The sequence below is a fragment of the Micrococcus cohnii genome, assembly GCF_014205175.1.
Lineage (GTDB): Bacteria > Actinomycetota > Actinomycetes > Actinomycetales > Micrococcaceae > Micrococcus > Micrococcus cohnii.
Genome location: NZ_JACHNA010000001.1, coordinates 185,470 through 210,106 on the forward strand (window position 1 = coordinate 185,470; position 24,637 = coordinate 210,106).

A 24,637-nucleotide genomic window follows, 5' to 3' on the forward strand; every position below is an offset into this window, starting at 1 on the left:
GCCGGAGCGAGCCGCCACGGTCGTGGCGGCACCGGCTGGCTCAGTGCCCGTGGCGCTCGGCCTCGGCGTGCGGAGTGTGCACGACCACCGGGTCGACCGAGTCGCTGCCGCCCAGGATCTGCTTGGGGATCATGAACGCCACGACCGACAGGGCCAGAGCGATGAGGCCCGGGACCCAGGCCGAGTCCAGGGACCAGAAGCTCATGGCGTACAGCGAGCCGAGGAAGCACACGAACGCGACGGCGAAGGCGATCAGGCTGCCGAAGACGCCGCCGGCGTTCGAATGAGAAATGGGCTTGCCGTTGCGGATCACGTCGATGCTCCTTGGTGCGTGAAGACTGAGTGCTCAGGACAGGATATCAACACTGGCGCTCGCCCCGATCCGCGTGGCGCCGGCGTCGATCAGGGCGAGGGCATCCTCGCGGGTGCGCACACCGCCGGAGGCCTTCACCCCGATCGAGGCGCCCACGGTGCGGCGCATCAGCGCGACGTGATCGACGCGCGCGCCGGCGGAGCTGAACCCGGTGGACGTCTTCACGTAGTCGGCACCGGCGGCCACGGCGGCCTGGCACGCCAGGACGATCTGGTCGTCGTTCAGCAGGCAGGTCTCCAGGATCACCTTCAGCAGCCCGGCGCCGCCGGGGGCGTCCGCGGCGTGCACCTGCTCGGCCACCGCCCGCACGTCCTCCTCGAGCCGTTCGCGGTCGCCCGCGCGGGCCGCCGCGACATCGATGACCATGTCGATCTCCCGAGCCCCGTCGGCGAGCGCCCGGTGCGCTTCGTAGGCCTTGGTCGCGGTCGTGGTCGCGCCCAGCGGGAACCCGACGACGGTGCACACGAGGACCGGGGAGCCGGCGAGCGCCGCGGCCGCGTCGGCGACCCATCGGGGGTTCACGCACACGGAGGCGGTGCCCAGGCGGCGGGCCTCGTCGGTCAGGCGGGTGATGTCCTCGGCGGAGGTCTCCGGCTTCAGGGCGGTGTGGTCGATCATGCGGGCCAGCTCGGCGGTGTCGATCATGCGGCCCACCGTATCGGTCGGTCCGGGGCCGTCGGAGCCGGGCGCGGCGGTGGCGAGGCGGCACGCGTGCCGGTCATCGCCGCGGTCCAGCAGAGCGTCCACCTCGGTGCTCAGGCGTGCGAGTCGGGCGTGAGCGGCCCGGGAGTGCTCTGCCGGGACTTCGAGGTAGCCCTTGAGCTTGGGTTCGGTGCCCGAGGGGCGCACGATCAGCCGTGTGCCGTCCTCCGCCGCGTACAGCAGGCCCTGCGTCGGCGGGAGGGCATCGGCGTCCGACGCCCCCGAGCCTTCGCTGTCCGGTGCCGCGAGGTCACGCCGTGTCGTGACGGGGCTGCCGTCCAGGTGGGTCGGGGGGTGCTCACGCAGTCGGCGCAGGGCACGCTCTCGAGTGGCGGGGTCGCTCGTGCGCACCGACACCTGAGCTGTGGCGACGGCACCGTGCTCGGCGTCGAGGCGCGCGAGCTCCGACTCGACGGTGCGGCCCCCGGTCGCCAGGCCCGCGACGAGTTCGGCGGCCAGCAGTGCAGCGGTGAGCCCGTCCTTGTCGCGGACCAGGTTCGGGGCGACGCAGTAGCCGAGGGCTTCCTCGTAGCCGTACCCGAGGCGCGGGGCGCGAGCGATCCACTTGAAGCCGGTGAGGGTCACGTGGTGTTCCACCCCGGCGGCTCGGGCCAGGTGGCCGAGCCGGGTGGAGGAGACGAGCGAGGTGGCCGTGCTGCGGCCCATCGCCTGCAGCCGTGGCATCAGGTGCGCGCCGAGCAGCACGCCGATCTCGTCTCCGGTGAGCAGCCGCCAGCCGCCGGGCGTGTCGGGGGAGGGCACGGCCAGGGCGAGTCGGTCGGCGTCGGGATCGTTGGCGACGACCAGGTCGGCCTGACGACGCCGTGCCTCGTCGAGGGCGAGGTCCAGCGCGCCGGGCTCCTCGGGATTGGGGAACGTCAGGGTCGGGAAGTCGGGGTCCGGTTCGGCCTGTGCCTCGACCACGTGCAGGTCGCCGAACCCTGCCTCGGCGAACAGCCCGGGCAGGATGGCACCGCCCACGCCGTGCAGCGGCGTGTAGACGATCCGCAGTCCGCGGTCGGGGCCGCCGGAGGGTCCGGACACGGTGTCGAGCACACCGAGCGCGGCCTCTCGGTACGCGTCGATCAGGTCCTCGCCCGCCACGTCCCAGCCGTCCTCGGACATCGGGATGTCCTTCGGCCAGGCCTCGTGGTCGATGCGGGCGGCGATCTGCTCGTCGAACGGGGCGACGATCTGCGCACCGCGGCCGGGCTCGTCGGTCATCCGTCCGCCCGCGTAGACCTTGAGACCGTTGTCCTGCGGCGGATTGTGGGACGCCGTGACCATAACGCCGGCATCCGCGTTCAGATGGCGCACGAGGAACGCCAGCACGGGGGTGGGCAGCGGCCGGGGCAGCACCGTGACGTGCGCGCCGGCGGCCAGCAGCACGCCGGCCACGTCGCGGGCGAACGCCGCGGAGCCGTGACGGGCGTCGTGGCCGACCACGACCCCGGCCGGGCCCTCATCGTCGCCGATGCCGTCGGTCAGCCAGCGCGCGAGGCCAGTGGCAGCGCGACGCACCACGACCCGGTTTATGCGGGCCGGCCCCGGCCCCACGGAGGCGCGCAGACCGGCGGTGCCGAAGCGCAGGGGGCCGGCGAAACGATCGGCCAGCGATGCGGCGGCCTGCCCCGCGTCGGCCGCTGAGCCGGACTCGGCCGCGGCGAGCTCGCGTTCCAGGACGCGGACGTTCTCGGGGTCGGGATCGTGTGCGGCCCACTGCCGGGCCGCGAGGCGGACGGCGGGATCGAGGGGGAGTGAGGCGGTCACGTCGAGCTCCTGGATCAGGCGGGAGGTACGGGCAGGGGCGGTGGTCCGGTCGGAGGACGCTGCGGGTGGGGGCCGCCGAGGTCAGAGCCGCGCGATGATCCGCGCGAGCAGCTCGGAGATGCGGGCGGAGGCGTCGCGTCCGGCGGCGACGACCTCGTGATGGGACAGCGGTGCGGACTGGATGCCCGCGCCCAGGTTGGTCACGAGCGAGACGGCGAACACCTCGAGTCCGGCGTGGCGGGCGGCGATCGCGTCGAGGGCCGTGGACATGCCGACCAGGTCTGCACCGAGTCGGCCGGCCATGCGCACTTCCGCCGGCGTCTCGTACTGGGGGCCGGCGAACTGGGCGTAGACGCCTTCGGTGAGCGTGGGGTCGACCTCGCGGGCGATGGCCCGGATGCGCGGTGAGTACAGATCGGTCATGTCGACGAAGCTCGGGCCGAGCAGCGGGGTAGTGCCCGTGAGGTTCAGATGGTCGGAGACGAGGACGGGGGTGCCCGGGGCGATCTGCGGGTCGAGGCCGCCGCATCCATTGGTGAGCACGACGGTCTCGGCCCCGGCTGCCGCTGCGGTGCGCACGGTGTGCGCGACCGCCTGCGCGTCGCGGGACTCGTAGTAGTGCGTGCGGGAGCCGAACACGAGGGCGTGCGAGCCGTCGGCCAGGCGCACCGACCGGATGCTCGCATTGTGCCCCGGCACCGCAGGGGCGTGGAAGCCCGGCACATCGGCCAGGCCCAGGGTGTGCTCGGTCTGGCCGATCAGCTCCGCGGCCCCGCCCCAGCCCGAGCCGAGCACCACGGCGATCCGGTGACGGTCGACGCCCGTGGCCCGAGTGATCGCGGCGGCCGCGCGGCGGGCCTCGTCGAATCCGGGGTGGTCGCCCGCCAGGAACGAGGTGGGCGAGGCGGCCGCGCCCGCGAGCGCGGCGGCGCTGTCGTGGTCGCCGTCGGGTCCGTCGACGGGGCGGGGGACGGGCGGGTTCTGGCTGAGGTGCTCGCTCACGCACGCCAGTCTAGGACGCGAGCCGATGCTGTGACTTTCCCGTCCCGAACGGCAAGAATGGGGCCGTGAGCACCTCGGAGAGCACCTACACCCCGACCCTGACCATCATCGGCGGAGGCCCCGGCGGCTATGAGGCCGCCCTCGTCGCCGCGAAGCTCGGCGCCCAGGTCACCGTCGTGGAACGCAAGGGCATGGGCGGCGCGGCCGTCCTGACCGACGTCGTCCCCTCGAAGACCCTGATCGCGACCGCCGACTCGATGCGTCGTGTGCAGCGCGCCGCTCAGTTGGGCGTGGATCTCGGTGACGTCGAGCCGCGGGCGCGCATGTCGGAGGTCGACCACCGCATCCTGCAGATCGCCGGCGAGCAGTCTCGCGACATCGAGGCGGATCTGGAACGCCGGGGCGTGCGCATCGTCCGCGGGCGCGGTCGCGTCGTCGGTCCGCATCAGGTGCAGGTGACCCCCGAGGGTGCCGAGGAGCCGAGCGAGACCCTCACCTGTGACGCCATCCTGGTCAGCGTCGGCGCCTCGCCGCGTGAACTGCCCACGGCCAAGCCCGACGGCGAGCGAATCTTCAACTGGACGCAGCTCTATGCCCTCGAGGACATCCCTGAGCACATGATCGTGGTCGGTTCGGGCGTGACGGGCGCCGAGTTCGCCTCCGCCTACGATCTGCTCGGTGCGCAGGTCTCCCTCGTCTCCTCCCGCGAGCACGTGCTTCCGGGCGAGGACCAGGACGCCGCTCAGCTGCTCGAGCACGTCTTCGCATCCAACGGCGTCAATGTCGTCTCGAAGTCTCGCGCGGAGGCCGTCGAGCGCACGGCCGACGGGGTCCGGGTGACCCTCTCCGGCGAGGGCGCTGCGCAGACCCCGACCCTCGAGGGCTCACACTGCCTTCTCGCCGTCGGCGGTGTGCCGAACACCGAGGATCTCGGCCTCGAGGAGGTGGGCGTGCGCCTGACCGACTCCGGCCACGTCGCGGTCGACGGAGTCTCCCGCACGAGCGTGCCGAGCATTTATGCCGCCGGCGACTGCACGGGCGAGCTCGCCCTGGCCTCCGTCGCGGCGATGCAGGGGCGCATTGCGGTCGCCCACCTGATGGGCGACGCCGTCAAGCCGCTGCGCAAGCACCTCGTCGCCTCGAACATCTTCACCTCGCCCGAGATCGCGACCGTCGGTGTCACACAGGCGCAGGTCGACGCCGGCGAGTGTCAGGCCGATGTGGTGAAGCTGGAGTTCGCGACCAACCCGCGGGCCAAGATGCAGGGCATCAGTGAAGGTTTCGTGAAGGTGTTCGCCCGCAAGGGCTCGGGCACCGTGCTCGGCGGTGTCGTCGTGGCCCCGCGCGCCTCCGAGCTGATCTGGTCGCTCGCGCTGGCCGTCACGCACAAGCTGCATGTGGACGACTTGGCGGACACCTTCACCGTGTACCCCTCCATGTCCGGATCGCTGGCCGAGGCGGCGCGCCGCCTGCACGTGCGCCTGTGAGCGTCGGGGCCCCGGTCGCCAGCCGGCGGCCGGGGCCCGCTTCGGCGCGTCGCGGGACGTCTCGTTACCGGCGCTCGTCGGCCCGGCGCTCGCGCGCGGAGGTCACCCCGCTCAGGTCCGCGTGTCTGGTCTCGGGCGTGAGCACCAGGGCGACCAGGGTGATCGTCGAGGCCGCCGCCAGGTACCAGCCGACGGCCGCGACGTCGAACTCGGTGACCAGCCAGGTCGCGATGAACGGCGTCAGGGCCGCACCCAGGATGGAGGACATGTTGTAGGCGATCCCCGAGCCGGTGTATCGGGTGTTTGTCGGGAACAGCTCGGGCAGCACCGCGGACATCGGGCCGAAGGTCAGGCCCATCAGAATCATGCCGACGATGAGGAACCCGACCATGCGCGGGGTGCTCATCGCCTCGCCCGTGCCCATGGCGGTCGGATCCAGCCACGGGCCGAACGCCAGGCCGAAGACGATCATTAGCGCGGTCACCACCATCAGCGTGGGCCGACGACCGAAACGGTCGGCCAGCTCACCGGAGATCGGGATGAACGCCGCGAAGAACAGGATGCCGACCAGCTGCAGGACCAGGAAGTCCGCGTAGTCCACACCCAGCAGGCCGATCCGCGTGCTGCCGATCGCGTACGAGAGGATCCACGTCGTCATCAGGTAGAACAGCACGTACGTCGCGTACATCACGAACGTGCCGAGGAGCAGCTCCCACCAGTTGCGGCGGAACACCTCGCCCAGGGGTGCCTTCACGCGCTCGTCCTGCTGTAGGGCCCGCTGGAAGACGGGCGTCTCTTCGAGCTTGAAGCGCACGTACAGGCCCACCAGCACCATGATGATCGACAGCAGGAAGGGCACGCGCCACACCCACGTCAGGAACACGCCGTCCGGGTCAGGATCGGTCGAATCGAATCCGGCCGCGGTGACGAGGGCGAGGAACAGGCCGTTGGCCAGCAGGAAGCCGATCGGGGCGCCCAGCTGCGGCCACATCGCGGCGCGGGCGCGTTTGCCCTCGGCCGCGTACTCCGAGGCCAGCAGCGCGGCGCCGGACCACTCTCCGCCCAGGCCCAGGCCCTGACAGAAGCGCAGGATCGCGAGCATCGTCGGAGCCCAGAGTCCGATCTGCTGATAGGTCGGCAGCAGTCCGATCAGGAACGTCGCCAGGCCCATCGTGAGCAGGGCGCCGATCAGTGTCGCCTTGCGACCCACGCGGTCGCCGAGGTGACCGAACACCACCGCGCCCACCGGGCGGGCGATGAACGCGACGCCGAACGTGGCCATCGAGACGAGGAACGTCATGGCCTCGTCGTCGCCCGAGAAGAAGATCAGCGGGAACACCGAGACCGCGGCGGTCGCGTAGATGTAGAAGTCGTAGAACTCGATCGACGTGCCGATCAGGGACGCGAGCACGACGCGCGAGCGCGGCACCGTCTCCTGGGACGGCGTGGAGTGCGCAGCCGGATCGTACGGGGCGGGGGAAGCAGCGGACATGATGCCTTCCGGAGGTCGGGTCGGTGAGACCCACGCGCGGTGGGTTGCGCAGAATCATCGACCGGCGGTCGGCAGGATTCCAGACTCCGAGTCATCCGTCCACTATTTGGAACATCGCGGGGATGCGGTGGTCCGTGACCGGTGGAGATCAGTCAGTGGCGGTGATCTCGGCGACCACCGAGCCGGGGCTGACCGCCTCGCCCTCGGCGACAGAGATCGACGCGACCACGCCGGGGCGATGCGCCGTGAGCGGCTGTTCCATCTTCATCGCCTCCATGACCATGATCGTCTCGCCTTCGTCGACCTGCTGGCCGGCCTCGGCGACGACCTTCACGATCGTGCCCTGCATCGGCGCGGTCAGGGCGTTGCTGTTCCCCGCCGTCGGGGCGGTCCCGCCACGGCGTGCCGCACGAGGCTTACGCCGGGAGCCGGCCCGCTGCGCCGCACCCTGCATCTGGTGCAAGGCGCCCGCGAAGGTCGGCAGGGTGACCTCGACACGCTTGCCGTTGACCTCCACGGTCACCGTGTGCCGTTCCTCCGGCTCGGCCACGCCGGCGGCCTCCGTCTGCCCCGCAGGCAGGGACGTGGAGAAATCGTTCTCGATCCAGCGCGTGTGCACGCCCAAGCCCGTCTCGGCGCCCGAGATCTCCGGGGCGAACGCCGGGTCGCGCACCACCGCCCGGTGGAAGGGCAGCACTGTCGCCATGCCCTCGATTGTCATCTCGTCGAGGGCGCGGGCCGCCCGTCGCAGAGCCTGCTCTCGGTCCGCCCCGGTGACGATCAGCTTGGCGATCATCGAGTCGAAGGCGCCGGAGATCGTCTCGTCCTCGACAACGCCGGCGTCCACGCGCACTCCCGGCCCCGCGGGCATGCGGAATGTGGACAGCGTGCCGGGGGCCGGCATGAAGTTGCGCCCCGGATCCTCACCATTGATGCGGAACTCGATGCTGTGGCCGCGCACCTGAGGGTCGTCATAGCCCAGCGCCTCGCCGCGGGCCAACCGGAACTGCTCGCGCACCAGGTCGAGGCCGGTGACCTCCTCCGAGACGGGGTGCTCCACCTGAAGACGGGTGTTCACCTCGAGGAACGAGAGGGTGCCGTCGGTGCCCACGAGGAACTCGCAGGTGCCGGCGCCGACATAGCCGGCGGCCTTGAGCAGCTGCTTCGACGAGGAGACGAGACGCTCGTGCTGCTCATCGCTGAGAAACGGGGCGGGGGCCTCCTCGACGAGCTTCTGGTTGCGGCGCTGCAGCGAGCAGTCACGGGTGGAGACCACCACGACGTTGCCGTGCTCATCGGCCAGGCACTGCGTCTCCACGTGGCGGGGCCGGTCCAGGAAGCGTTCGACGAAGCACTCGCCGCGGCCGAACGCGGCGACGGCCTCGCGGACGGCGGAATCGTACAGCTCCGGGATCTCCTCGCGGGTGCGAGCCACCTTGATGCCGCGGCCACCGCCGCCGTGCGCCGCCTTGATCGCCAGGGGCAGGCCGTGCTCGTCCGCGAACGCGAGCACCTCGTCCGCGCCGGAGACCGGCTCGGTGGTGCCCGGAGCCATGGGGGCGCCCACATCGGTGGCGATCTGCCGCGCCGAGACCTTGTCGCCGAGCGCCTCGATCGCCGCCGGCGGCGGGCCGATCCACGTGAGCCCGGCGCCCTCGACGGCGCGGGCGAACTCCGCGTTCTCGGACAGGAAGCCGTAGCCGGGATGCACCGCGTCCGCACCCGAGCGCTCCGCCGCATCCATGATCTTGTCGATCAGCAGGTAGGAGTCCGCCGCGGTGCTGCCGCCCAGCGAGACCGCCTCGTCCGCCATCCGCACGTGCAGGGCGTCCCGGTCCGGCTCGGCATACACGGCCACCGAGGTCAGGCCCTCGTCGCGGCAGGCGCGGATCACACGGACCGCGATCTCGCCGCGGTTGGCGATCAGCACGCGGGAGAAGCGGCGATCGCGCTCGACGACGGTCACGTCGTAGTCCTTCTGCTCGATGGCGGAGGTCATGGGGCAGGCTCCTCGTTCCAGGTGGCGGGCACGGCTTCCCCCGAACCTTAGTGCGACGACGTGGGATCCCTACAGAAGCGCGGCGTGTTTCAGCGGATTCAGCACGCGGCGTTGGAGGAATCCCACAAGCGGGCCAGGCTGACGCCGAGCTCGGCGCACTGCGCGCGCAGCGTCGACACGGACAGGCCGATGACGGCGTTCGGGTCCCCCTCGACGCCGTCGACTAGGGCCGCACCGGCGCCGTCGATCGTGAACGCCCCCGCGCAGTGCAGCGGCTCGCCGGTCGCCACGTAGGCCGCCAGCGTCGCCTCGTCCGCCTCGGCGAAGCGGACCACGGCCGAGACCACCGTCTCGCTCGATCCCCGCAGTCGACCGGAGGAGTCGAGCAGGCCGACCCACTGGCCGGTGTGCAGCGTGCCGGTGCGTCCCGCCTGCCTCCGCCACCGGGCCAGGGCGACCTCGGGCTCGTACGGCTTGCCGTGGGCGTTGCCGTCGAGCTCGAACACCGAGTCGCAGCCGATGACGATCGTGCCGCCGGATCCGGCCTCGTCCTCGGCGGCGAGCTGTGCGGCCACGTTCTCACCCTTGGCCGCGGCCAGCAGGCCGGCCAGCTCGGCGGGCGTCGCCTCGGGGGAGCGCGCCCCCACCGCCTCTTCGTCCACCATCGAGACGGCGACGCGGAACGGCAGTCGGGCTCGCGTGAGCACCTGGGCTCGCGCGGGTGAGGCGGAGCCGAGCACCAGCGTGACCGGGGCCGGATCGCCCCGGCCGGCTGCGGGGTCGCCGGGCGTGCTCATCGCAGGGCCTCCCGGAGGGTGTCCAGACCCATCGAGCCCAGACGCAGAGCCCGGGTGTGGAATGCCTTGAGGTCGAAGTCGGCTCCCTCGCGCGCCTCGTGTTCGGCCCGGATCTGCTCCCAGATGCGCTGGCCGACCTTGTAGGACGGCGCCTGCCCCGGCCAGCCGAGGTACCGGGTGAACTCGAAGCGCCGCTGGCCCTCGGAGATGTTCAGGTGCTTGGACAGGAACTCGTAGCCCTTCTGCGGGTCCCACGCGCCGCCGCCCACCGAGGCAGGCGCCTCGAAACCGCAGTGGTAGCCGATGTCGAACACAACGCGAGCGGCGCGCATGCGCTGCATGTCGAGCATGCCCAGGTGGTCGCCGGCGTCCTCGAGGAAGCCGAACTCCTCCATGAGGCGTTCGGCGTACAGCGCCCAGCCCTCCCCGTGCCCGGACGTCCAGCACGCCGTGCGACGCCACGCGTTGAGCTCCTCGCGGGCCATCATGGCGGTGGCGATCTGCAGGTGGTGGCCGGGAACCCCCTCGTGGTAGACGGTCGTGGTCTCGGCCCACGTCGTGAACTCGTTCTCGCCGGCGGGGACGGACCACCACATGCGGCCTGGCCGGGAGAAGTCCTCGGACGGGCCGGTGTAGTAGATGCCGCCCTCCTGCGTCGGCGCGATCATGCACTCGATCCGGTCCATGGGGGAGGGGATCTCGAAGTGCTCTCGCATGCGCTCCAGGGCCCGGTCGGAGAGGCCCTGCATCCACGAACGCAGCGCCTCGGTGCCCGAGAGCTGGCGGGCCGGGTCCCCGTCGAGGATCTGCCGGGCCTGGTCGATCGAGGCGCCCGGACGGATGCGCTCGGCGTCCTGCTCCTGGGCGGCGATGATGCGGGCCAGCTCGTCCTGGCCCCAGGCGTAGGTCTCTTCGAGGTCGATGCGCGCGCCCAGGAACTGCCGCGATGCCAGGGCGTAGTGTTCCTGGCCGACGGCGTCCTCTGCGGGGGCGTGCGGGCGCAGGCCGGTCTCGAGTGCCTCCGCGAACTCGGCATACGCGGCCGCGGCGGTGGCGACGCCGCGCTCGATCCTGCTGTGCAGGGCCTGCGGCACGGCGTCGGCGGTGCGGGCACGGTCGAGCAGGCTCGGGAAGAACCCGCCGACGGCGACGTGGGCCCGGGCCTGGTCGATCACGATGTCCACCTGCCGGGCGGCCGCGACGTGGCCGGCCTCACGCGAGGCGAGCAGCGACTGCGTGTAGCCGGACAACGCCGCGGGGAGGTTCTCCAGACGACCGCCGATGTGCTCCCAGTGCTCGGTCGTGTCCGTTGGCATCAGGTCGAAGATCGCGCGGATCCCCTGGGCCGGGGACGCGATGTTGTTCAGTACGGTGCGTCCCGTGGCGTGGAGTTCGCGCTCGAGGCCGATCCGCTCCTGCATGGCGGCCTTGGTGACGCGGTCCACGTCGTCGGTCGGCTCCAGGCGGTCGAGGTCCTCCAGTAGCCGGCGGTTCAGCTCGTCGAGGGCGGCGGCGCCGGTGGGGGAGTAGTCGCCATACTCGGTCTCGTGACCGGGCAGGCCGAGGCTCGTGGCCTCCTCGGGCCGCAGGGTGAGCACGTCATGATGGTGCTGTTCGGCCCGAGCGTCGATGGCCGATGGCGTGCGCGGGGCGTCGAGGCGGGGTGTGGGCTGCGTCATGGCCGACAGTCTAGGCGCCCCGCCCGTCGGCGTGGGCGCAGGGGCGGGGAGCGTCGGTCGATCCCGGGTCAGGAACGGTAGCCGTGCGAGCGCAGCTCGCGACGCAGCCGCCGGTATTCGGCGAAGGTCGCCCGCGGCTGCGAGAGCTTCTTCTTGAGGCGGTTCAGGCGGGCGCGACGGATCTCTGCGGGGCTCGCCTCCGCGCTCAGGGACGGCGCCGAGTAGGCCAGCCCGTCGGCGCTCGGCGCCACCGCGGCCAGCGCCATGCGCACCTTGAGGCGCCACGGGGCGTGGACCAGCTGGGCCAGGCGCAGTGTTCCGGGATGCTCGGTGTGCGTGATCAAGAGCCATTCCCGAGGCGGCGTGCCGTAGGCATCCCAGTCCGGCGTGGGCTCGTCGTCGGGCTGGGTGCGCTCGAAGAACGGACGCAGGGCCGGCAGCGCCCCCATGGCCTCGGCGGCGGCGAACGTCTCGCGACGCTCCTCGCGCTGGGAGCGCCAGCGCAGCTCCACCGAGGTCAGCAGCGTGTCGTGCCGGTGCTGCCAGGGCTCCCGCAGCGCGGTGAGCAGCAGGAGCACGCGGTGGTGCGCCGGGGACGGCACCCGCACGGGAGTGTGCGCCAGCTCGACACGGTCGACGGCAGGCCAGAGGGCGTCGAACGCCTGGCGGCCGTCGCGTGCCATGCCGGGATACCAACGGTGCACGTCCACGGTGCAGGGCCAGGAGTCGTGGATCATCGTCACCGCGTGGAGCGGGAAGATCCCCAGGCGATCATCGGCCGGCACGGGGCGCCAGCCGTGCTGGCCCATCGCCGCGAGCAGCGCATCGAGGTCGTCCGGGTGGGGGAGCACATCGACGTCCATCGAGTCGCGGCGAGGGCGCAGCCCCTGCAGGGCGGCCGCGGGGCCCTTGATCGTGAGGGTGCGCAGTCCGTGCTGGTCGGCGATCCGCTCGATGAGCACGGACACCAGCGGCACGCCGGCCTCGGCGGGGAGGCCGGCGTCCCACTTGGACGTCGCGGCGCGCTGTCCGGTCACTTCGACGAGCGGCGGCGCCGCTTCTTCTTCGTCGGGGCCGCGGCGCCGTCCTCGCCCTCGGGGCGGCTCTCGTAGGCGTCCGCGTAGTAACCGCCGTAGTACTGGTAATAGCTGGCCTGGCTGCCCTTGGTCGGGACCTGGTTGAGCACGGTGCCCAGCAGCTTGGCCCGGACCTTCTTGAGGTTGTCCGCGGCCTTCGAGATTGCGTCGACGTTGGTCGACCCGGCCTTCACCACCAGGATGCAGCCGTCGTAGCGGGCCGCGAGGATCGCGGCGTCGGTGACGGGCAGCAGCGGCGGCGCGTCGATGATGACCATCGAGTCCTGGGCCAGGCCCTGCACGAGCTGATCGAAGCGGCTGGAGGCGAGGATCTCCGAGGGGTTCGGGGGCACAGAGCCGCCGGCGAGCACGCGCAGGGCCGGATGACCGGGCACCTCCTGCAGCACGTCCTCCGGGTAGGCGTTGCCGACGACGACGTTCGTCAGACCGACGGTGTTCACGAGGCCGAAGGCGCGAGCCACGACCGGGCGGCGCAGATCGGCGTCGATCAGGACGGTCGGGATGTTCGACTGCGCGAGCGTGAGTGCGAGGTTCGTCGAGATGGTCGACTTGCCCTCGCCGGGCACCGACGAGGACACGACGATCACGCGCGGCGGATTGTCCGGGTTCATGAACTGCAGGTTGGTGCGCAGCTCCTTGAAGGACTCGGTGATGCGGAAGCGCTCGCGGCGCTCCTTGGAGCCGACCTCGCCGGCCTCGGCCTCGTCCCGGGCGAGCAGCGCGCGGGTGGCGCCGTCCTCGTCGGGGTTCTTGACGCCCTTGCGCACGAGCGGCACTGAGGCCAGCACGGGCGCCTTGACGCGCTCCTCGAGCGCGGAGGCGGACTTGATGCGCCGGTCCAGGATGGTGCGCAGGGCAGCGATGCCCAGACCGACCGCCAGGCCGGCGGCCAGGCCCACGAGCAGAGCCAGGGGGATGTTCGGGGAGAACGGGGCCGAGGGCTTGGTCGCTTCGACCAGCTGCTGCACCTTGATGATGGACGACTTCGAGCCGCCCTCCGTGACGCCCTTCTCGTCCACGGACGTGCCGCCGTTTTCGACCCGGTCCACCTCTTCGGCGAGCCCCTTCACCCATGCGTTGGAGAGCGCGGCGGCGGCGTCGGGAGTCGGCGCGACAACCTCGACCTGCATCTGGGCGGTGTCCTTGGGCACGGTGACGGAGACGGAGCTGAGCGCGCGGGCCGACGTGACGTCCAGGCCGGAGTGCTTGACGGCCTTGTCCGCCACGGCCGAGGACTTGGCCAGCTGCTCGTACTGCACGGCCTTCGACTTGGCGAGGTTGTCGGCGGTCAGTGCGACGCCGAGGTTCTCGCTCGATCCGGCGGTCACGACGGCCGTCGTGGTGGCCTTGTACGTCCTCGGCTGCATGAGGGCCCATCCGGCCGCGAGGAGAACGCCGATGAGGGCCGAGGCCAGGATCGTCTTCCAGTGGTTCCGCAGAAGCTGGATCACATCGCGGACCGGCGAGGAGGTCTGTTCCCCGGGGGTCGGGTTCTCCGTGGCGGGAGGGTTCTGAATCACTGAGTTGTCCTCACAGACGCGGGCTCGTGGGTGTCGGGACGCCATGGTGCCGGGCCCAGCACGCAGGCTCGAGGGCCGGCAGCGGCCCGGGGCCCCGAGGTATCCCCAGCAGTGTAGCGGTCACCGCTGCGCGAGGCGTCGGGGACGGGGCGGCAGCGGCGGGATCAGGCGGAGGGCTCGTCTCGGATGAGACCCCACTCACGCAGGGACCTCAGGTGAGCCGTCACGGCGGTGAGAAGACCCGCCCGGTCCAGACCGTCGACGTCGCCGATCTCGTCGACGATCTGCTCGGCCGCGCGGGGCGTCTGCACCAGCTCCCAGACGAGCACCGCGGCGTCCTGCAGGACGATGGCCTCGTCGCGGTCGGGGGGCAGCACGTAGCGGCGGCCGTCACGGGCGTCATGCCACGGCACGGGGACCTGGGTGTAGCGCATGGCGGCGAGTCTAGTCAGGCGCGGTCACTGCGGCCCGGCGGCATCGCGCCACTGGCCGGCGCCGGGCCGGGCCCACAGGCCGAGACGGCGACGGCGCTCCAGGGTGCGATCGATGCCGCGCGGACCACGCGGGGACACACGCTCGCGTGGCGACGCGGCCGCGGCCTGCTCGTCGGTGTTCGGCAGCTGGGCCAGCAGCGCGGTGAGTGCGGCCATCTCCTCGGGCTCGAGCTGGGCTCCGCTGATGCGCAGCTGCTCCTCGACCTCGCCGACCGCCTCGTCGGGGCCGACGCCGTCGTCGGACGACGGCTCGACGGGAGGGTCCGGATGCTCGTCGTGGGGGCTCACAGCGGCATGTTCCCATGCTTCTTGGCCGGACGCGCCTCGCGCTTGTGCAGTGTGGCGTGCAGGGTGCGCACCAGCTGCGACCGCGTGTGCGAGGGCGGGATGACCGCGTCCACGTAGCCCAGGTCTGCGGCCTGATACGGGTTCAGCAGCTCGGCTTCGTAGTCCTCGACCAGCCCGGCGCGCTTGGCTTCGACGTCCTCGCCGGCCTGTTCGGCGGCCTTCAGATCGCGCCGGTAGAGGATGTTGACGGCGCCCTGCGGGCCCATCACGCCGATCTGCGCGGTCGGCCAGGCCAGGTTCAGGTCCGCGCCGAGCTTCTTGGAGCCCATCACGATGTAGGCGCCGCCGAAGGCCTTGCGGGTGATCACGGTCAGCTTCGGCACGGTCGCCTCGGCGTAGGCGTAGATGAGCTTGGCGCCTCGACGGATGATGCCGCTGAACTCCTGCTCGGTGCCCGGCAGGAAGCCGGGCACATCGACGAACGTGAGGATCGGGATGTTGAACGCGTCGCACAGTCGCACGAAGCGCGCGGCCTTCTCGGAGGCGGCGATGTCCAGGGTGCCGGCGAACTGCATCGGCTGGTTGGCGACGATCCCGACGCTCATGCCGTCGACGCGGGCCAGGGCCGTGATCACGTTCGGCGCGTAGAGCTCCTGCAGCTGCAGCATGTGGCCGTCGTCGACGATCGAGCCGATCACCTCGCGCATGTCGTAGGGTTGGTTGGCCGAATCGGGGATCAGGGTGTCGAGCACTTCGTCCTCGGCAGTGACCTCGGTCGGCGAGTCGGCCTCGAATGCGGGCGCCTCGGCGAGGTTGTTCGAGGGCAGGAACTCGAGCAGCTCCTGCACGTAGGCGATCGCGTCCTCTTCGGAGTCGGCCATGTAGTGGGCCGTTCCGGAGGTCGAGTTGTGCGAGTGGGCGCCGCCGAGCGTCTCCATGTCGACGTCCTCGCCCGTGACGGTCTTGATGACGTCGGGGCCGGTGATGAACATGTGCGAGGTCTTGTCCACCATGACGACCACGTCGGTCAAGGCGGGCGAGTAGGCGGCGCCGCCGGCCGAGGGGCCCATGATCAGCGAGATCTGCGGAACCAGGCCGGAGGCCATCACGTTGCCGCGAAAGATGTCCGCGAACTGGGCCAGGGATGCGACGCCTTCCTGGATGCGGGCGCCGCCGCCGTCGAGGATGCCGACCACGGGGCATCCATTGCGCAGGGCGAACTCCTGCACCTTCACGATCTTCTGGCCGTTGCGCTCGGACAGGGACCCGCCGAATACCGTGAAGTCCTGGGCGTACACGGCGACCTGGCGGCCGTCGACGGTGCCGAACCCGGAGACGACGCCGTCGCCGGCCGGGTGCTTGGCGTCCATGCCGAACGCCGTGGTGCGGTGCACGGCCAGGGCGTCCAGCTCGACGAACGATCCCTCGTCCAGCAGCATCTCGATCCGCTCACGGGCGGTGCCCTTGCCTCGGGCGTGCTGGCGCTCCACGGCGGCCTCGCCGCCGGGTGCCTGCGTGGCGGCCATGCGCTCCTGCAGGTCCTCCAGTCGTCCGGCGGTGGTTCTCAGGTCGGGTCCGGTCACGGGTGGGTGCTCCTCGCCTGCGGTCAGCGGTCGGTGGGTGGCGGACGGGGCCGACCGCGTGGTCGAGTCCCACAATCCGCCCCGCCGCGCTGGCGGCCCGTCAGGACCGGCGGCGGCGGTCTGGAGCGCAGTCTACGCGGCGGCTGAGCCTCGGCCCCGCTGAAGGAATCCTCCAGCACCGTGCGTGTGCGCTATACCTGGGGGCATGACCGAGATGATCTGGCTGGACTCCGTCGACTCCACTCAGGACGAAGCCCTGCGCCGGCTGTCCGAGGACCCCGCGTCGCTGCCCCACGGCACCGCCCTGGCGACGGCCGACCAGCAGGCCGGCCGCGGACGCAGCGGCCGAGTCTGGACCGCGCCGCGTGGCTCGGGCCTCGCGCTGACGCTCGTGCTGCGCCCGGGTGAGCTGCCGCGTCCAGTGGGGCACCAGCATTGGAGCTGGGTGTCGCTCGTGGCGTCCGCGACGCTCGCCGGTGAGCTCGAGGCCCTCGGCGTGCCGACGCATGTGAAGTGGCCCAACGACGTGCTGACCACCGACGGGAGGAAGCTGTGCGGCGTGCTGGCGGCGGTGGGTCCGGGTGACTCGCTCGTGTTGGGCATGGGGGTGAACCTGGACCACAGCGCCGGCGCGCCGGTGCCCACGGCCACGGCCATCGCCGACTGGGCGCCGCGGGGACAGGTCCCCGAGGCGCCTGAGCTGGCCGAGCGGCTGCGGGACGCGGTTCTGCACGCTCTGCAGGACTGGGCCGCGGCCCTGCCTGAGGGACCGGAGCCGATCGACGGTACGGCGGCCGCGGTGGCCGGCGTCGTCGAACGCATCTCGACGCTGGGGCGTCGGGTGCGCGCGGAGCTGCCCGGCGGCGGCTCCTTCGAAGGCGAGGCGACCGGCCTCGGGCCCGGCGGCACACTCAAGGTGACGCCGACGACCGGCGGACGTGACGACGACCATGAGAGGATGACCGGGCGCGAGATCAGCGCCGCCGACGTGGTGCATCTGCGCGGCGACGTCCACCGGGGCGGGGAGGACAGCCCTCAGCGTCCCCCCGGAGAGTGAGAGAGGAAGGTCACCACGTGCGCTTGCTGCCCGAGGAACACGTCATCGTGCGCACGCGCGCGCATCCGCGGGCGCTGCTGAGCGCGGCCGCGGTCCTCGTGGTCACCGCGGGTGTTCTGTCGTACGTGCTCGGCGTTCTGGCTCGTCCCGACCTCATCCCGGCGCTGGACCGGGCCTCGGGGGTGCTGGGACTGCTCGCGTGGGTCGCGGCCGGAGTCGTCGTCCTGCTCGGCACCGTCCGCCCGGTGTGGCGCTGGCTGACCCGCCGGATCGTGCTCACCTCGCATCGGCTCGTCACGCACGCCGGTGTCGGCGGGGCGGCCACGCAGGCCATGCCTCTGCCCGCCATCGTGGCGGTGGACCGTCGCCTGCGCGGCAGCGGGGCCGGCGACCTGCACCTGCGGTTCCAGGACGCGTACAACCAGGTGTACTGGCGCCTGACGAACGTGCCGGAGATGGAACGGTTCGAGCAGGTGCTCGCGGAGGCGACCCGCGCAGCCCGCGCGCAGGCGTACGTCGGTGGGGCGGTGCGCTGATGAGCGAGCACACGGAGCCGGACGAGGTCCGGACCGCACCGTTGCCCCGGCTGGGGTGGACGAGCGCGATGCGCACCCTGGGCGCGGGACTCGTCATGGGCCCGCCGCGGTACACGCGGCGCGAGATGGCCGAGCGGTTGGGCATCTCCTCGGTGTCGGCCCGCAAGATCTGGCGTTCCCTGGGTTACTCGCAGGTCGCGGAGGGCGAGCGGGTGTTCACCGAGTCGGATGCCGAGGCCTTTGAAACCGTGCTCGGCCTCGTCGACTCCGGGACGTTGCGGGAGGCGACCGCCGAGTCGCTCGCCCGCTCGGTGGGGCAGATGACCGACCGTATGGTGGTCTGGCAGATTGAGGCGCTCGTGGAGGACCGGGTGGCCGCCGGGGTCGCGGATCAGGACGCGCGACGCGAGGTCATCGACATGCTGCCGCAGTTGATCGCGCCGCTGGAGAAGGTCATGCGGACCGTGTATCGGCGCCAGCTGAACAACGCCGTCAAGCGGCTGACCGTCAACGTGCAGGCGGGCCTCGACGCCACCGAGCGCGGCCGCGATGGTTCCGAAGACGACGCTCCGCTGCCGTTGGCGCGCGCCGTGGGTTTCGCGGACATGGTCGCCTACACGTCGATGTCCCGGCAGATGGATGAGCGGACCCTCGCCCGGATGGTGCAGCGTTTCGAGTCGAAGGCCGCGGAGATCATCACCGCGGGCGGCGGCTGGCTGGTGAAGACCATCGGCGATGAGGTGATGTTCAACACCGAGACGCCGGAAGAGGGGGCCCGGATCGCGCTGAGCCTGGCCGACCAGATCAACGACGACCCGGTCCTGCCCTCGGCCCGCGTGGCGCTGACGTGGGGCCGCGTGCTCTCCCGGCTCGGTGACATCTACGGGCCCACCGTGAACCTCGCGGCCCGGCTGACGGCGCTCGCCGACCCGGGTACCGTGCTCGTGGACGCGATGACCGCCACCGTCCTCGCCGACGACGACCGGTTCGTCCTCGTGCCTCAGCCGCCGCAGCTGGTGCGCGGCTTCGGCGAGGTCCGGCCCTCGATGCTGATGGCCAGCTCGAACCAGGCCCTGGACCTCGACTGACGGCCCTCGCGCTCGGCCCCGCCCCTCGCACCTCGGAGAACCCTCATGGACCAGCCCGTTCCGACCACCCGACGCCCGATCGTCGCCGCACGCACGGACGTGGGTGTCGTCCGAGAGCTGAATGAGGACGCGTGCGTGCGGGTCGGCGACCCCCTGCGCATCGCGGTCGTCGCCGACGGCATGGGCGGTCACGAGGCCGGCGAGGAGGCCTCGGCGGCCGCGATCGCCGCCGTGCAGGAGCAGGCGGAGTCTCGGCTGGCCGACGCGCACGCCGAGGAGGCCCTGCAGCGCCTGGGCGAGATCGTGCATGCCGCCCATCAGGCCGTGCTCGAGCGCGCCCCGCGCGGCGCCGGCACGACCTTCACCGCTCTGGCACGCCTCGACGCCGACGCAGAACGATGGGCGGTGGCGAACGTGGGCGACTCGCGCGTGTACCGCCGGCCGGCCGCCGCGCGCATGCTCGAGCAGCTCACGGTCGACCACTCGGCGGTCCAGATGCTCGTGGACGCCGGTCAGCTGACCGCAGACGAGGCGCGGGTGCACCCGCGACGCAATGTGATCACCCGCGCGCTCGGTTCGGACGAGCAGCTGGTCGTGGACGTCGGCGAGGTCGAGGCCCGGACGGGGGACCGGTTCCTGCTGTGCAGCGACGGGCTCACCGGAGAGCTGCGCGACGAGGAGATCCTCGATCTGCTCGACGCTCACGAGGACGTCGAGGACGCGGTCGACGCGCTGATCGACGCGGCCCTGTGGCGCGGCGTCCAGGACAACGTGACCGTCGTGCTCGTGCAGATGCCCTGAACCCGCCCTGAGCCGGGGGCCGCCTGCGGCCTGCTCGACACCGGGGCGGGCGACCGCCCGGGGCGGTCCTCGGCCGTGGTCGGCCAGCGTGACTACGCTGGTGGCGTGAGTCAGACCGAGCATCCCCACGAGAGCCAGTCCGCGCCGGAGCAGATCCCCGCCGAGGGACTGCGTCAGGAGTACGAACGGCTCGTTGAGCAGGTCCGCGCCGCGCGCACGGCCTACTACCAGAAGAACGAGCCCGAGCTCTCCGACGCGGAGTACGACCGGCTCTACCGGCGTCTTGAGGACCTCGAGGCGATGCACCCGGAGCTCGTGGCGAATGATTCGCCGACGCAGCAGGTCGGCGGCGAGGTCTCGGCCGCGTTCTCCCCGGTCACGCATGGGGCCCGCATGTACTCGCTCGAGGACGTCTTCTCCGAGCAGGAGCTGCGGGCGTGGTTCGAGCGCACGGCCGACGCCGTGGCCGGCATGCACCCGGGCCAGGAGCCGACGTGGCTGGTCGAGGTGAAGATCGACGGGCTCGCGGTGAACCTGCGATACGAGCGCGGCCGGCTGGTCCAGGCGGCGACCCGCGGCGACGGCGTGACGGGTGAGGACGTCACCGGCAACGTGCTCACGATCGCCGATGTCCCGCGCCGGCTGGCCGGGGACGGCTGGCCCGAGACCCTCGAGGTGCGCGGCGAGGTGTTCATGTCCTCGGCTGATTTCCAAGCGGTGAACGAGGCCCGCGCCGAGACCGGCCAGCCGCCGTTCGCCAACCCCCGCAACGCGGCGGCCGGCTCGCTGCGCCAGAAGGACCCGGAGGTCACCGCGGCGCGTCCGCTGAGCATGTTCGTCCACGGCATCGGCGCCCACTCCGGGTTGGCGGCGGCAGGTCAGGCCGAGACCTACGACGCGCTCGCGGCATGGGGTCTGCCCGTCAGCCCCTACACGCGCACGGCCCGGGGGACGGGGTCTGCGGCCCTGGACGTGATCCTCGAGGTGATCGCCGAGTACGGCCGCCGCCGTCACGAGCTGGTCCACGAGATCGACGGGATCGTCGTGAAAGTCGACTCCTACGCCGATCAGCGGGCGCTCGGGCACACCTCGCGCGTGCCGCGGTGGGCCGCGGCCTACAAGTACCCGCCCGAGGAGGTGCACACGCGTCTGGTGGACATCGCGGTGTCCGTCGGTCGCACCGGTCGCGTCACCCCGTTCGCGGTGATGGAGCCGGTGCGGGTGGCCGGATCGACCGTCTCGATGGCGACTCTGCACAATCAGGACGTCGTGAAGGCCAAGGGTGTGCTGATCGGCGACACGGTCGTGCTGCGCAAGGCCGGTGACGTGATCCCCGAGGTGGTCGGACCCGTCCTGCCGCTGCGTGAGCAGGCCCGCGAGCGCGGCGAGCAGCTGCACGAGTTCGTCATGCCGGCGCAGTGCCCCTCGTGCGGGACCGACCTGGCCCCCGCGAAGGAGGGCGACGTCGATCTGCGCTGCCCCAACGCGCTGACGTGCCCCGCCCAGCTCGCCGGCCGCGTCGAGCACCTAGCCGGCCGCGGCGCGTTCGACGTCGAAGCGTTGGGCGAGGAGGCGGCGATCTGGCTGACGAGCGGTCCGGGACCGCGTCCGCAGGGTCCGGACGCCGTGCCGACGCCGGAGGGGCCGGGCGTGCTGACGTCTGAGGCGCAGGTGTTCGACCTCGCCGCGGGCACCCCCGAATCCGTGGTCGGGCCGCGCAGCGAGGACGGGCTGACCGAGCTGCAACGGTCCCTGGCACGGGTGCGGGTGTGGCGACAGCGGCGCCGACGGGTGGACGGAGTATCGACGCCGTCGGGGCAGTGGGAGCTCAAGCCCGCGTTCTTCACCCAGGGCACGACGGCCCGCCCGTCGGCGCCGACGGCCAACACCCTGCGGTTGTTCGAGGAACTGGAGAAGGCCAAGGCGCAGCCGCTGTGGCGCGTGCTCGTGGGCCTGTCGATCCGTCACGTCGGCCCCTCGGCGGCCCGAGCCCTGGCGACGGCCTTCGGCTCGATGGACGCGCTGCGGGCCGCGGCCGACGCCGAACCTGGCTCGGACCAGGCCGCCCGGCTGGCCGAGGTCGACGGGGTGGGCCCGACGATCGCGCTTCAGCTGCACGAGTGGTTCGCCGTGCCCGAGCATCGGGCCATCGTCGACGCGTGGGCGGCCGCGGGCGTGCGCATGGTCGATGAGCAGGATGAGTCGACCCCGCGCACCCTCGAGGGCGTGACGGTCGTCGTGACCGGCACGCTCGAGGATTTCAGCCGCGACTCCGCGAAGGAAGCGATCCTGGTGCGCGGCGGCAAGGCCTCGGGCTCGGTGTCGAAGAAGACCGACTTCCTCGTCGCCGGCGCCTCGGCAGGATCGAAGCTGGACAAGGCGGAGAGCCTCGGGGTGCGCGTGCTCGATGAGGCCGGGTTTCAGGCGCTGCTGGCCGGCGGGCCGCAGGCCGTCACCGGGGACGCGGAGCAGGACGCATGAGTGCCGCACAGCCCACCGCCGCCGGGTTGCTGGCCGTCGCCCGGGCCGCCGCCGCGGCCGGTGCCGCGGTGCTCGCCGAACGCTGGCACGGGGTCCACCCGGCGCGGCAGCTCCCGCCCGAGGCCCTCGGCGCCGAGACAAAGAGCTCCGGCTCGGACTGGGTGACCGAGTTCGACCGACGTGCCGAGGACGCGGTACGCCGCGTGCTCGCCTCCTACCGTCCGCACGATGAGATCTCCGGAGAAGAGCACGGCGTCACGACACCCACGGATCCCAGCGGACTGCGCTGGTCGATCGACCCGCTGGACGGCACGACGAACTTCATCCGAGGTGTGCCCCAGTTCTGCACGTCCGTCGCGGTGTGCGGGCCCGCTCTCGACGCGGCTGACCAGACCGCCGGGACGCGAGGTGACGGCGAGCCGGTGTGGCTGGCCGGGGCCGTCGTCGCGCCAGCCCTGCACCGCACGTGGTACGCCGCGCAGGGCGAGGGGGCGTTCTGCGTGCTGGACGCCGATCCCGTGCGCCTGGGCGTCGGGCCCGGTCATGCCGCCCCGGACGCGGCCCAGCCGGTGCGACTGACCGGGCCGGTGCCCTCACGCTCCGGTCGCCTGCTGGCCACCGGCTTCGGCTACGACCCGCGACGGCGCGCCCGACAGCTGCGCGACCTCGGTCGGCTGATGGAGGGCTTCGGCGACGTGCGCCGCATCGGTTCGGCCGCGCTCGACCTGTGCATGGTGGCCGACGGCACCCTGGACGCCTACGCCGAGCTCGGCACACAGGAACACGACTGGGCCGCCGGCGCCCTGATCGCCGAGGAGGCCGGCGTCGTCGTGCATCGGCCCCGTCATCCGGACGGCGGCGCCCGGCCGGACTGGGCGCTCGCCGGGACGCTCGAGGGCGGACTGGTCGAGAGCCTGCGTGCCGAGTACGTAGACGAGAAGGAGTCCCGCTGATGCGCGTGTGGGGCAGCCCGTGGCTGTATCCGTCCCTGTTCATCGTCCTTGCCCTCGGCTGCCTTGGCTTCGGCACGGCACAGGCCAACGTCGTGCTGCTGGCCGCCGGTGTGCTCGCTCTGGTGTGCGCGCTGTTCTACGTGCCCGTGCTGCGGGTGCGCTCGCGGCCGGCCGCCGGGGCCGAGCAGCATGTGCGTGATGGCGGTGTGGTGGTGCTGTGGCGGCCGGGGGAGCGCAACTGCCTGCGCCTGCTGAAGTCCCTCGACCCCGCCGATCGCGACGCGATCTACTGGGTGAACGTCTGGGCCGACGAGGACGGCCCCGCGCTGCTGCAGCGCACGCACATCACGGGCACCGGCCGCGCCACCGCCGAGCACCGCGACGACACCGTGCCGGTCGCCCTGGGACGGCGCGCCGCGTTCGTCGTCGCCGACGCGGATGATCGTGCCCGCGTGGCAGACCTGGCCGCCGCCGCACGGGACCGGAGGCGCCGATGAGCACGGTCGACTCTGCGGCCGGCGCAGCACCGTCCGCGGGCGCGCGGTCCCGGGTGGTCGTGCGGGCCCTGGCCGAGAGCGACCACGAAGCCGTGGCGGAGCTGACGGTGGCCTCCTACGTCGGCGGCGGACACATCCCGGCCGGTGACGCCTACGAGGCTGTCCTGCGTGATGTGGCCGGACGCGCCGCTCGGGCCGAGGTGCTCGTGGCCGAGCTCGACGGCGAGGTCGTCGGCTCCGTCGTTCTCACGCCGCACGGCACCGCGATGTCCGAGACCGCCCGGGCCGATGAGTACGAGTTCCGCATGCTGGCCGTCCACCCCAGGGCGCACCGGCGCGGAGTGGCCCGAGCCCTGCTGCGGGCCGTGCTGGATCGCGCCCGCGCGGCCGAGGGCGTCCGGGCGGTCGCGCTGACGACCATGCCGAGCATGCGCCACGCGCACCGCATGTACGAGGCCCTGGGCTTCGAGCGCGTCCCGGAACGGGACTGGTGGCTGCGCGACGTGCTGCCCGAGGTCGAGCCCGCTGAGGATCCAGGCCCGTTCCTCGTGTACCGCCTGACCCTGGACCCTGCGGATGTCACCGTCTTGGGCAGGACAGTAGACTCGCCCGAGTCACGCCCGATCCCGTCACAAGGAGCTGAATTGGCTGAGATCACGCGCGAACAGGTGGCCCATCTGGCCTCCCTGGCGCACATCCGGATGAGCGAGACGGAGCTGGAGACCCTCTCCGGCGAGCTCGGGCTCATCCTGGACTCGGTGTCCGCGGTGCAGAAGGTCGCCGGGGCCGACGTCGAGCCGACGTCCCACCCGATCGCCCTGCACAACGTCTTCCGCGAGGACGTGCCGGCCGGCATGCTCACGCAGGAGCAGGCGCTGGACCAGGCGCCCGACGCCGAGGACGGCCAGTTCAAGGTCCCCGCGATCCTGGACGGAGAGTGA

General features: G+C 72.0%; 21 protein-coding genes and 1 pseudogene. 10 read left to right on the top strand and 12 right to left on the bottom strand.

Annotated elements, in window-relative coordinates; genetic code table 11:
- Positions 1-40 precede the first annotated feature (40 nt).
- The 3 genes from HDA30_RS00805 to HDA30_RS00815 form a co-directional block, all read right to left on the bottom strand.
- Positions 41-313: a hypothetical protein gene (locus HDA30_RS00805; RefSeq protein WP_184240800.1), complete on the bottom strand. Its 273-nt coding sequence runs from the start codon at positions 311-313 to the stop codon at positions 41-43.
- Positions 314-346: 33 nt separating this feature from the next.
- Positions 347-2,845 (bottom strand): deoxyribose-phosphate aldolase, encoded by a 2,499-nt coding sequence (gene deoC / locus HDA30_RS10425; RefSeq protein WP_343059248.1) that lies wholly within the window; start codon positions 2,843-2,845, stop codon positions 347-349.
- A gap of 81 nt (positions 2,846-2,926) precedes the next feature.
- Positions 2,927-3,733 carry a purine-nucleoside phosphorylase gene (locus HDA30_RS00815; RefSeq protein WP_184242227.1) on the bottom strand — a complete coding sequence of 269 codons (807 nt, stop codon included), beginning with the start codon at positions 3,731-3,733 and terminating at the stop codon, positions 2,927-2,929.
- A gap of 179 nt (positions 3,734-3,912) precedes the next feature.
- Here HDA30_RS00815 and HDA30_RS00820 point away from each other — a divergent pair, with 179 nt between their 5' ends.
- Positions 3,913-5,334 (top strand): NAD(P)H-quinone dehydrogenase, encoded by a 1,422-nt coding sequence (locus tag HDA30_RS00820; protein WP_158495494.1) that lies wholly within the window; start codon positions 3,913-3,915, stop codon positions 5,332-5,334.
- 64 nt (positions 5,335-5,398) lie between these two features.
- On the opposite strand, the gene HDA30_RS00825 is transcribed toward HDA30_RS00820, so the two are convergent.
- The 9 genes from HDA30_RS00825 to HDA30_RS00865 form a co-directional block, all read right to left on the bottom strand.
- Entirely contained in the window at positions 5,399-6,826 is a 1,428-nt protein-coding gene (locus tag HDA30_RS00825; RefSeq protein ID WP_184240801.1) for an MFS transporter, read from the bottom strand.
- 148 nt (positions 6,827-6,974) lie between these two features.
- Positions 6,975-8,825, bottom strand: coding sequence for an acetyl/propionyl/methylcrotonyl-CoA carboxylase subunit alpha (locus HDA30_RS00830; RefSeq protein WP_184240802.1), 1,851 nt, complete (start codon positions 8,823-8,825; stop codon positions 6,975-6,977).
- 98 nt (positions 8,826-8,923) lie between these two features.
- A complete protein-coding gene (locus tag HDA30_RS00835) occupies positions 8,924-9,622 on the bottom strand; it encodes a nucleoside triphosphate pyrophosphatase (RefSeq protein ID WP_158495497.1) in 699 nt (232 codons plus the stop codon).
- The gene (locus HDA30_RS00840; protein ID WP_184240803.1) at positions 9,619-11,301 is read right to left on the bottom strand and encodes a DUF885 domain-containing protein; all 1,683 of its coding nucleotides are present in this window, start codon (positions 11,299-11,301) and stop codon (positions 9,619-9,621) included. The genes HDA30_RS00835 and HDA30_RS00840 overlap by 4 nt, the downstream gene beginning before the upstream one ends.
- Positions 11,302-11,369: 68 nt before the next feature.
- Complete coding sequence (locus HDA30_RS00845; protein ID WP_184240804.1) at positions 11,370-12,338, bottom strand: nucleotidyltransferase family protein; 969 nt, start codon at positions 12,336-12,338, stop codon at positions 11,370-11,372.
- Positions 12,335-13,918 (bottom strand): polysaccharide biosynthesis tyrosine autokinase, encoded by a 1,584-nt coding sequence (locus HDA30_RS00850; protein ID WP_184240805.1) that lies wholly within the window; start codon positions 13,916-13,918, stop codon positions 12,335-12,337. The genes HDA30_RS00845 and HDA30_RS00850 overlap by 4 nt, the downstream gene beginning before the upstream one ends.
- A 164-nt stretch (positions 13,919-14,082) precedes the next feature.
- The gene (locus tag HDA30_RS00855; RefSeq protein ID WP_184240806.1) at positions 14,083-14,352 is read right to left on the bottom strand and encodes a PqqD family protein; all 270 of its coding nucleotides are present in this window, start codon (positions 14,350-14,352) and stop codon (positions 14,083-14,085) included.
- Between the two features lie 24 nt (positions 14,353-14,376).
- Positions 14,377-14,700, bottom strand: coding sequence for a hypothetical protein (locus HDA30_RS00860; RefSeq protein ID WP_343059249.1), 324 nt, complete (start codon positions 14,698-14,700; stop codon positions 14,377-14,379).
- Positions 14,697-16,226, bottom strand: a complete 1,530-nt coding sequence (locus tag HDA30_RS00865) for an acyl-CoA carboxylase subunit beta (RefSeq protein WP_158496123.1) — start codon at positions 16,224-16,226, stop codon at positions 14,697-14,699. The genes HDA30_RS00860 and HDA30_RS00865 overlap by 4 nt, the downstream gene beginning before the upstream one ends.
- A gap of 262 nt (positions 16,227-16,488) precedes the next feature.
- On the opposite strand from HDA30_RS00865, the gene HDA30_RS00870 reads away from it, so the two are divergent.
- The 9 genes and pseudogenes from HDA30_RS00870 (at position 16,489) to gatC (ending at position 24,637) form a co-directional block, all read left to right on the top strand.
- Positions 16,489-17,340: a biotin--[acetyl-CoA-carboxylase] ligase gene (locus HDA30_RS00870; RefSeq protein ID WP_158495502.1), complete on the top strand. Its 852-nt coding sequence runs from the start codon at positions 16,489-16,491 to the stop codon at positions 17,338-17,340.
- Positions 17,341-17,357: 17 nt separating this feature from the next.
- Positions 17,358-17,876: a PH domain-containing protein gene (locus tag HDA30_RS00875; RefSeq protein ID WP_158495503.1), complete on the top strand. Its 519-nt coding sequence runs from the start codon at positions 17,358-17,360 to the stop codon at positions 17,874-17,876.
- Entirely contained in the window at positions 17,876-18,964 is a 1,089-nt protein-coding gene (locus tag HDA30_RS00880; protein WP_184240807.1) for an adenylate/guanylate cyclase domain-containing protein, read from the top strand. The genes HDA30_RS00875 and HDA30_RS00880 overlap by 1 nt, the downstream gene beginning before the upstream one ends.
- Positions 18,965-19,009: 45 nt before the next feature.
- Positions 19,010-19,765 carry a PP2C family protein-serine/threonine phosphatase gene (locus HDA30_RS00885; protein ID WP_184240808.1) on the top strand — a complete coding sequence of 252 codons (756 nt, stop codon included), beginning with the start codon at positions 19,010-19,012 and terminating at the stop codon, positions 19,763-19,765.
- 105 nt (positions 19,766-19,870) lie between these two features.
- Positions 19,871-22,246, top strand: a complete 2,376-nt coding sequence (gene ligA / locus HDA30_RS00890) for an NAD-dependent DNA ligase LigA (protein WP_184240809.1) — start codon at positions 19,871-19,873, stop codon at positions 22,244-22,246.
- Entirely contained in the window at positions 22,243-23,199 is a 957-nt protein-coding gene (locus tag HDA30_RS00895) for an inositol monophosphatase family protein (RefSeq protein WP_158495507.1), read from the top strand. The genes ligA and HDA30_RS00895 overlap by 4 nt, the downstream gene beginning before the upstream one ends.
- A complete protein-coding gene (locus tag HDA30_RS00900) occupies positions 23,199-23,696 on the top strand; it encodes a hypothetical protein (protein ID WP_184240810.1) in 498 nt (165 codons plus the stop codon). Before HDA30_RS00895 ends, HDA30_RS00900 begins: the two co-directional genes overlap by 1 nt.
- Positions 23,693-24,175, top strand: a pseudogene (locus HDA30_RS00905) (GNAT family N-acetyltransferase); the annotation flags it as partial. The gene HDA30_RS00900 and the pseudogene HDA30_RS00905, both read left to right, overlap by 4 nt.
- A 165-nt stretch (positions 24,176-24,340) precedes the next feature.
- Positions 24,341-24,637: an Asp-tRNA(Asn)/Glu-tRNA(Gln) amidotransferase subunit GatC gene (gatC, locus tag HDA30_RS00910; RefSeq protein WP_158496124.1), complete on the top strand. Its 297-nt coding sequence runs from the start codon at positions 24,341-24,343 to the stop codon at positions 24,635-24,637.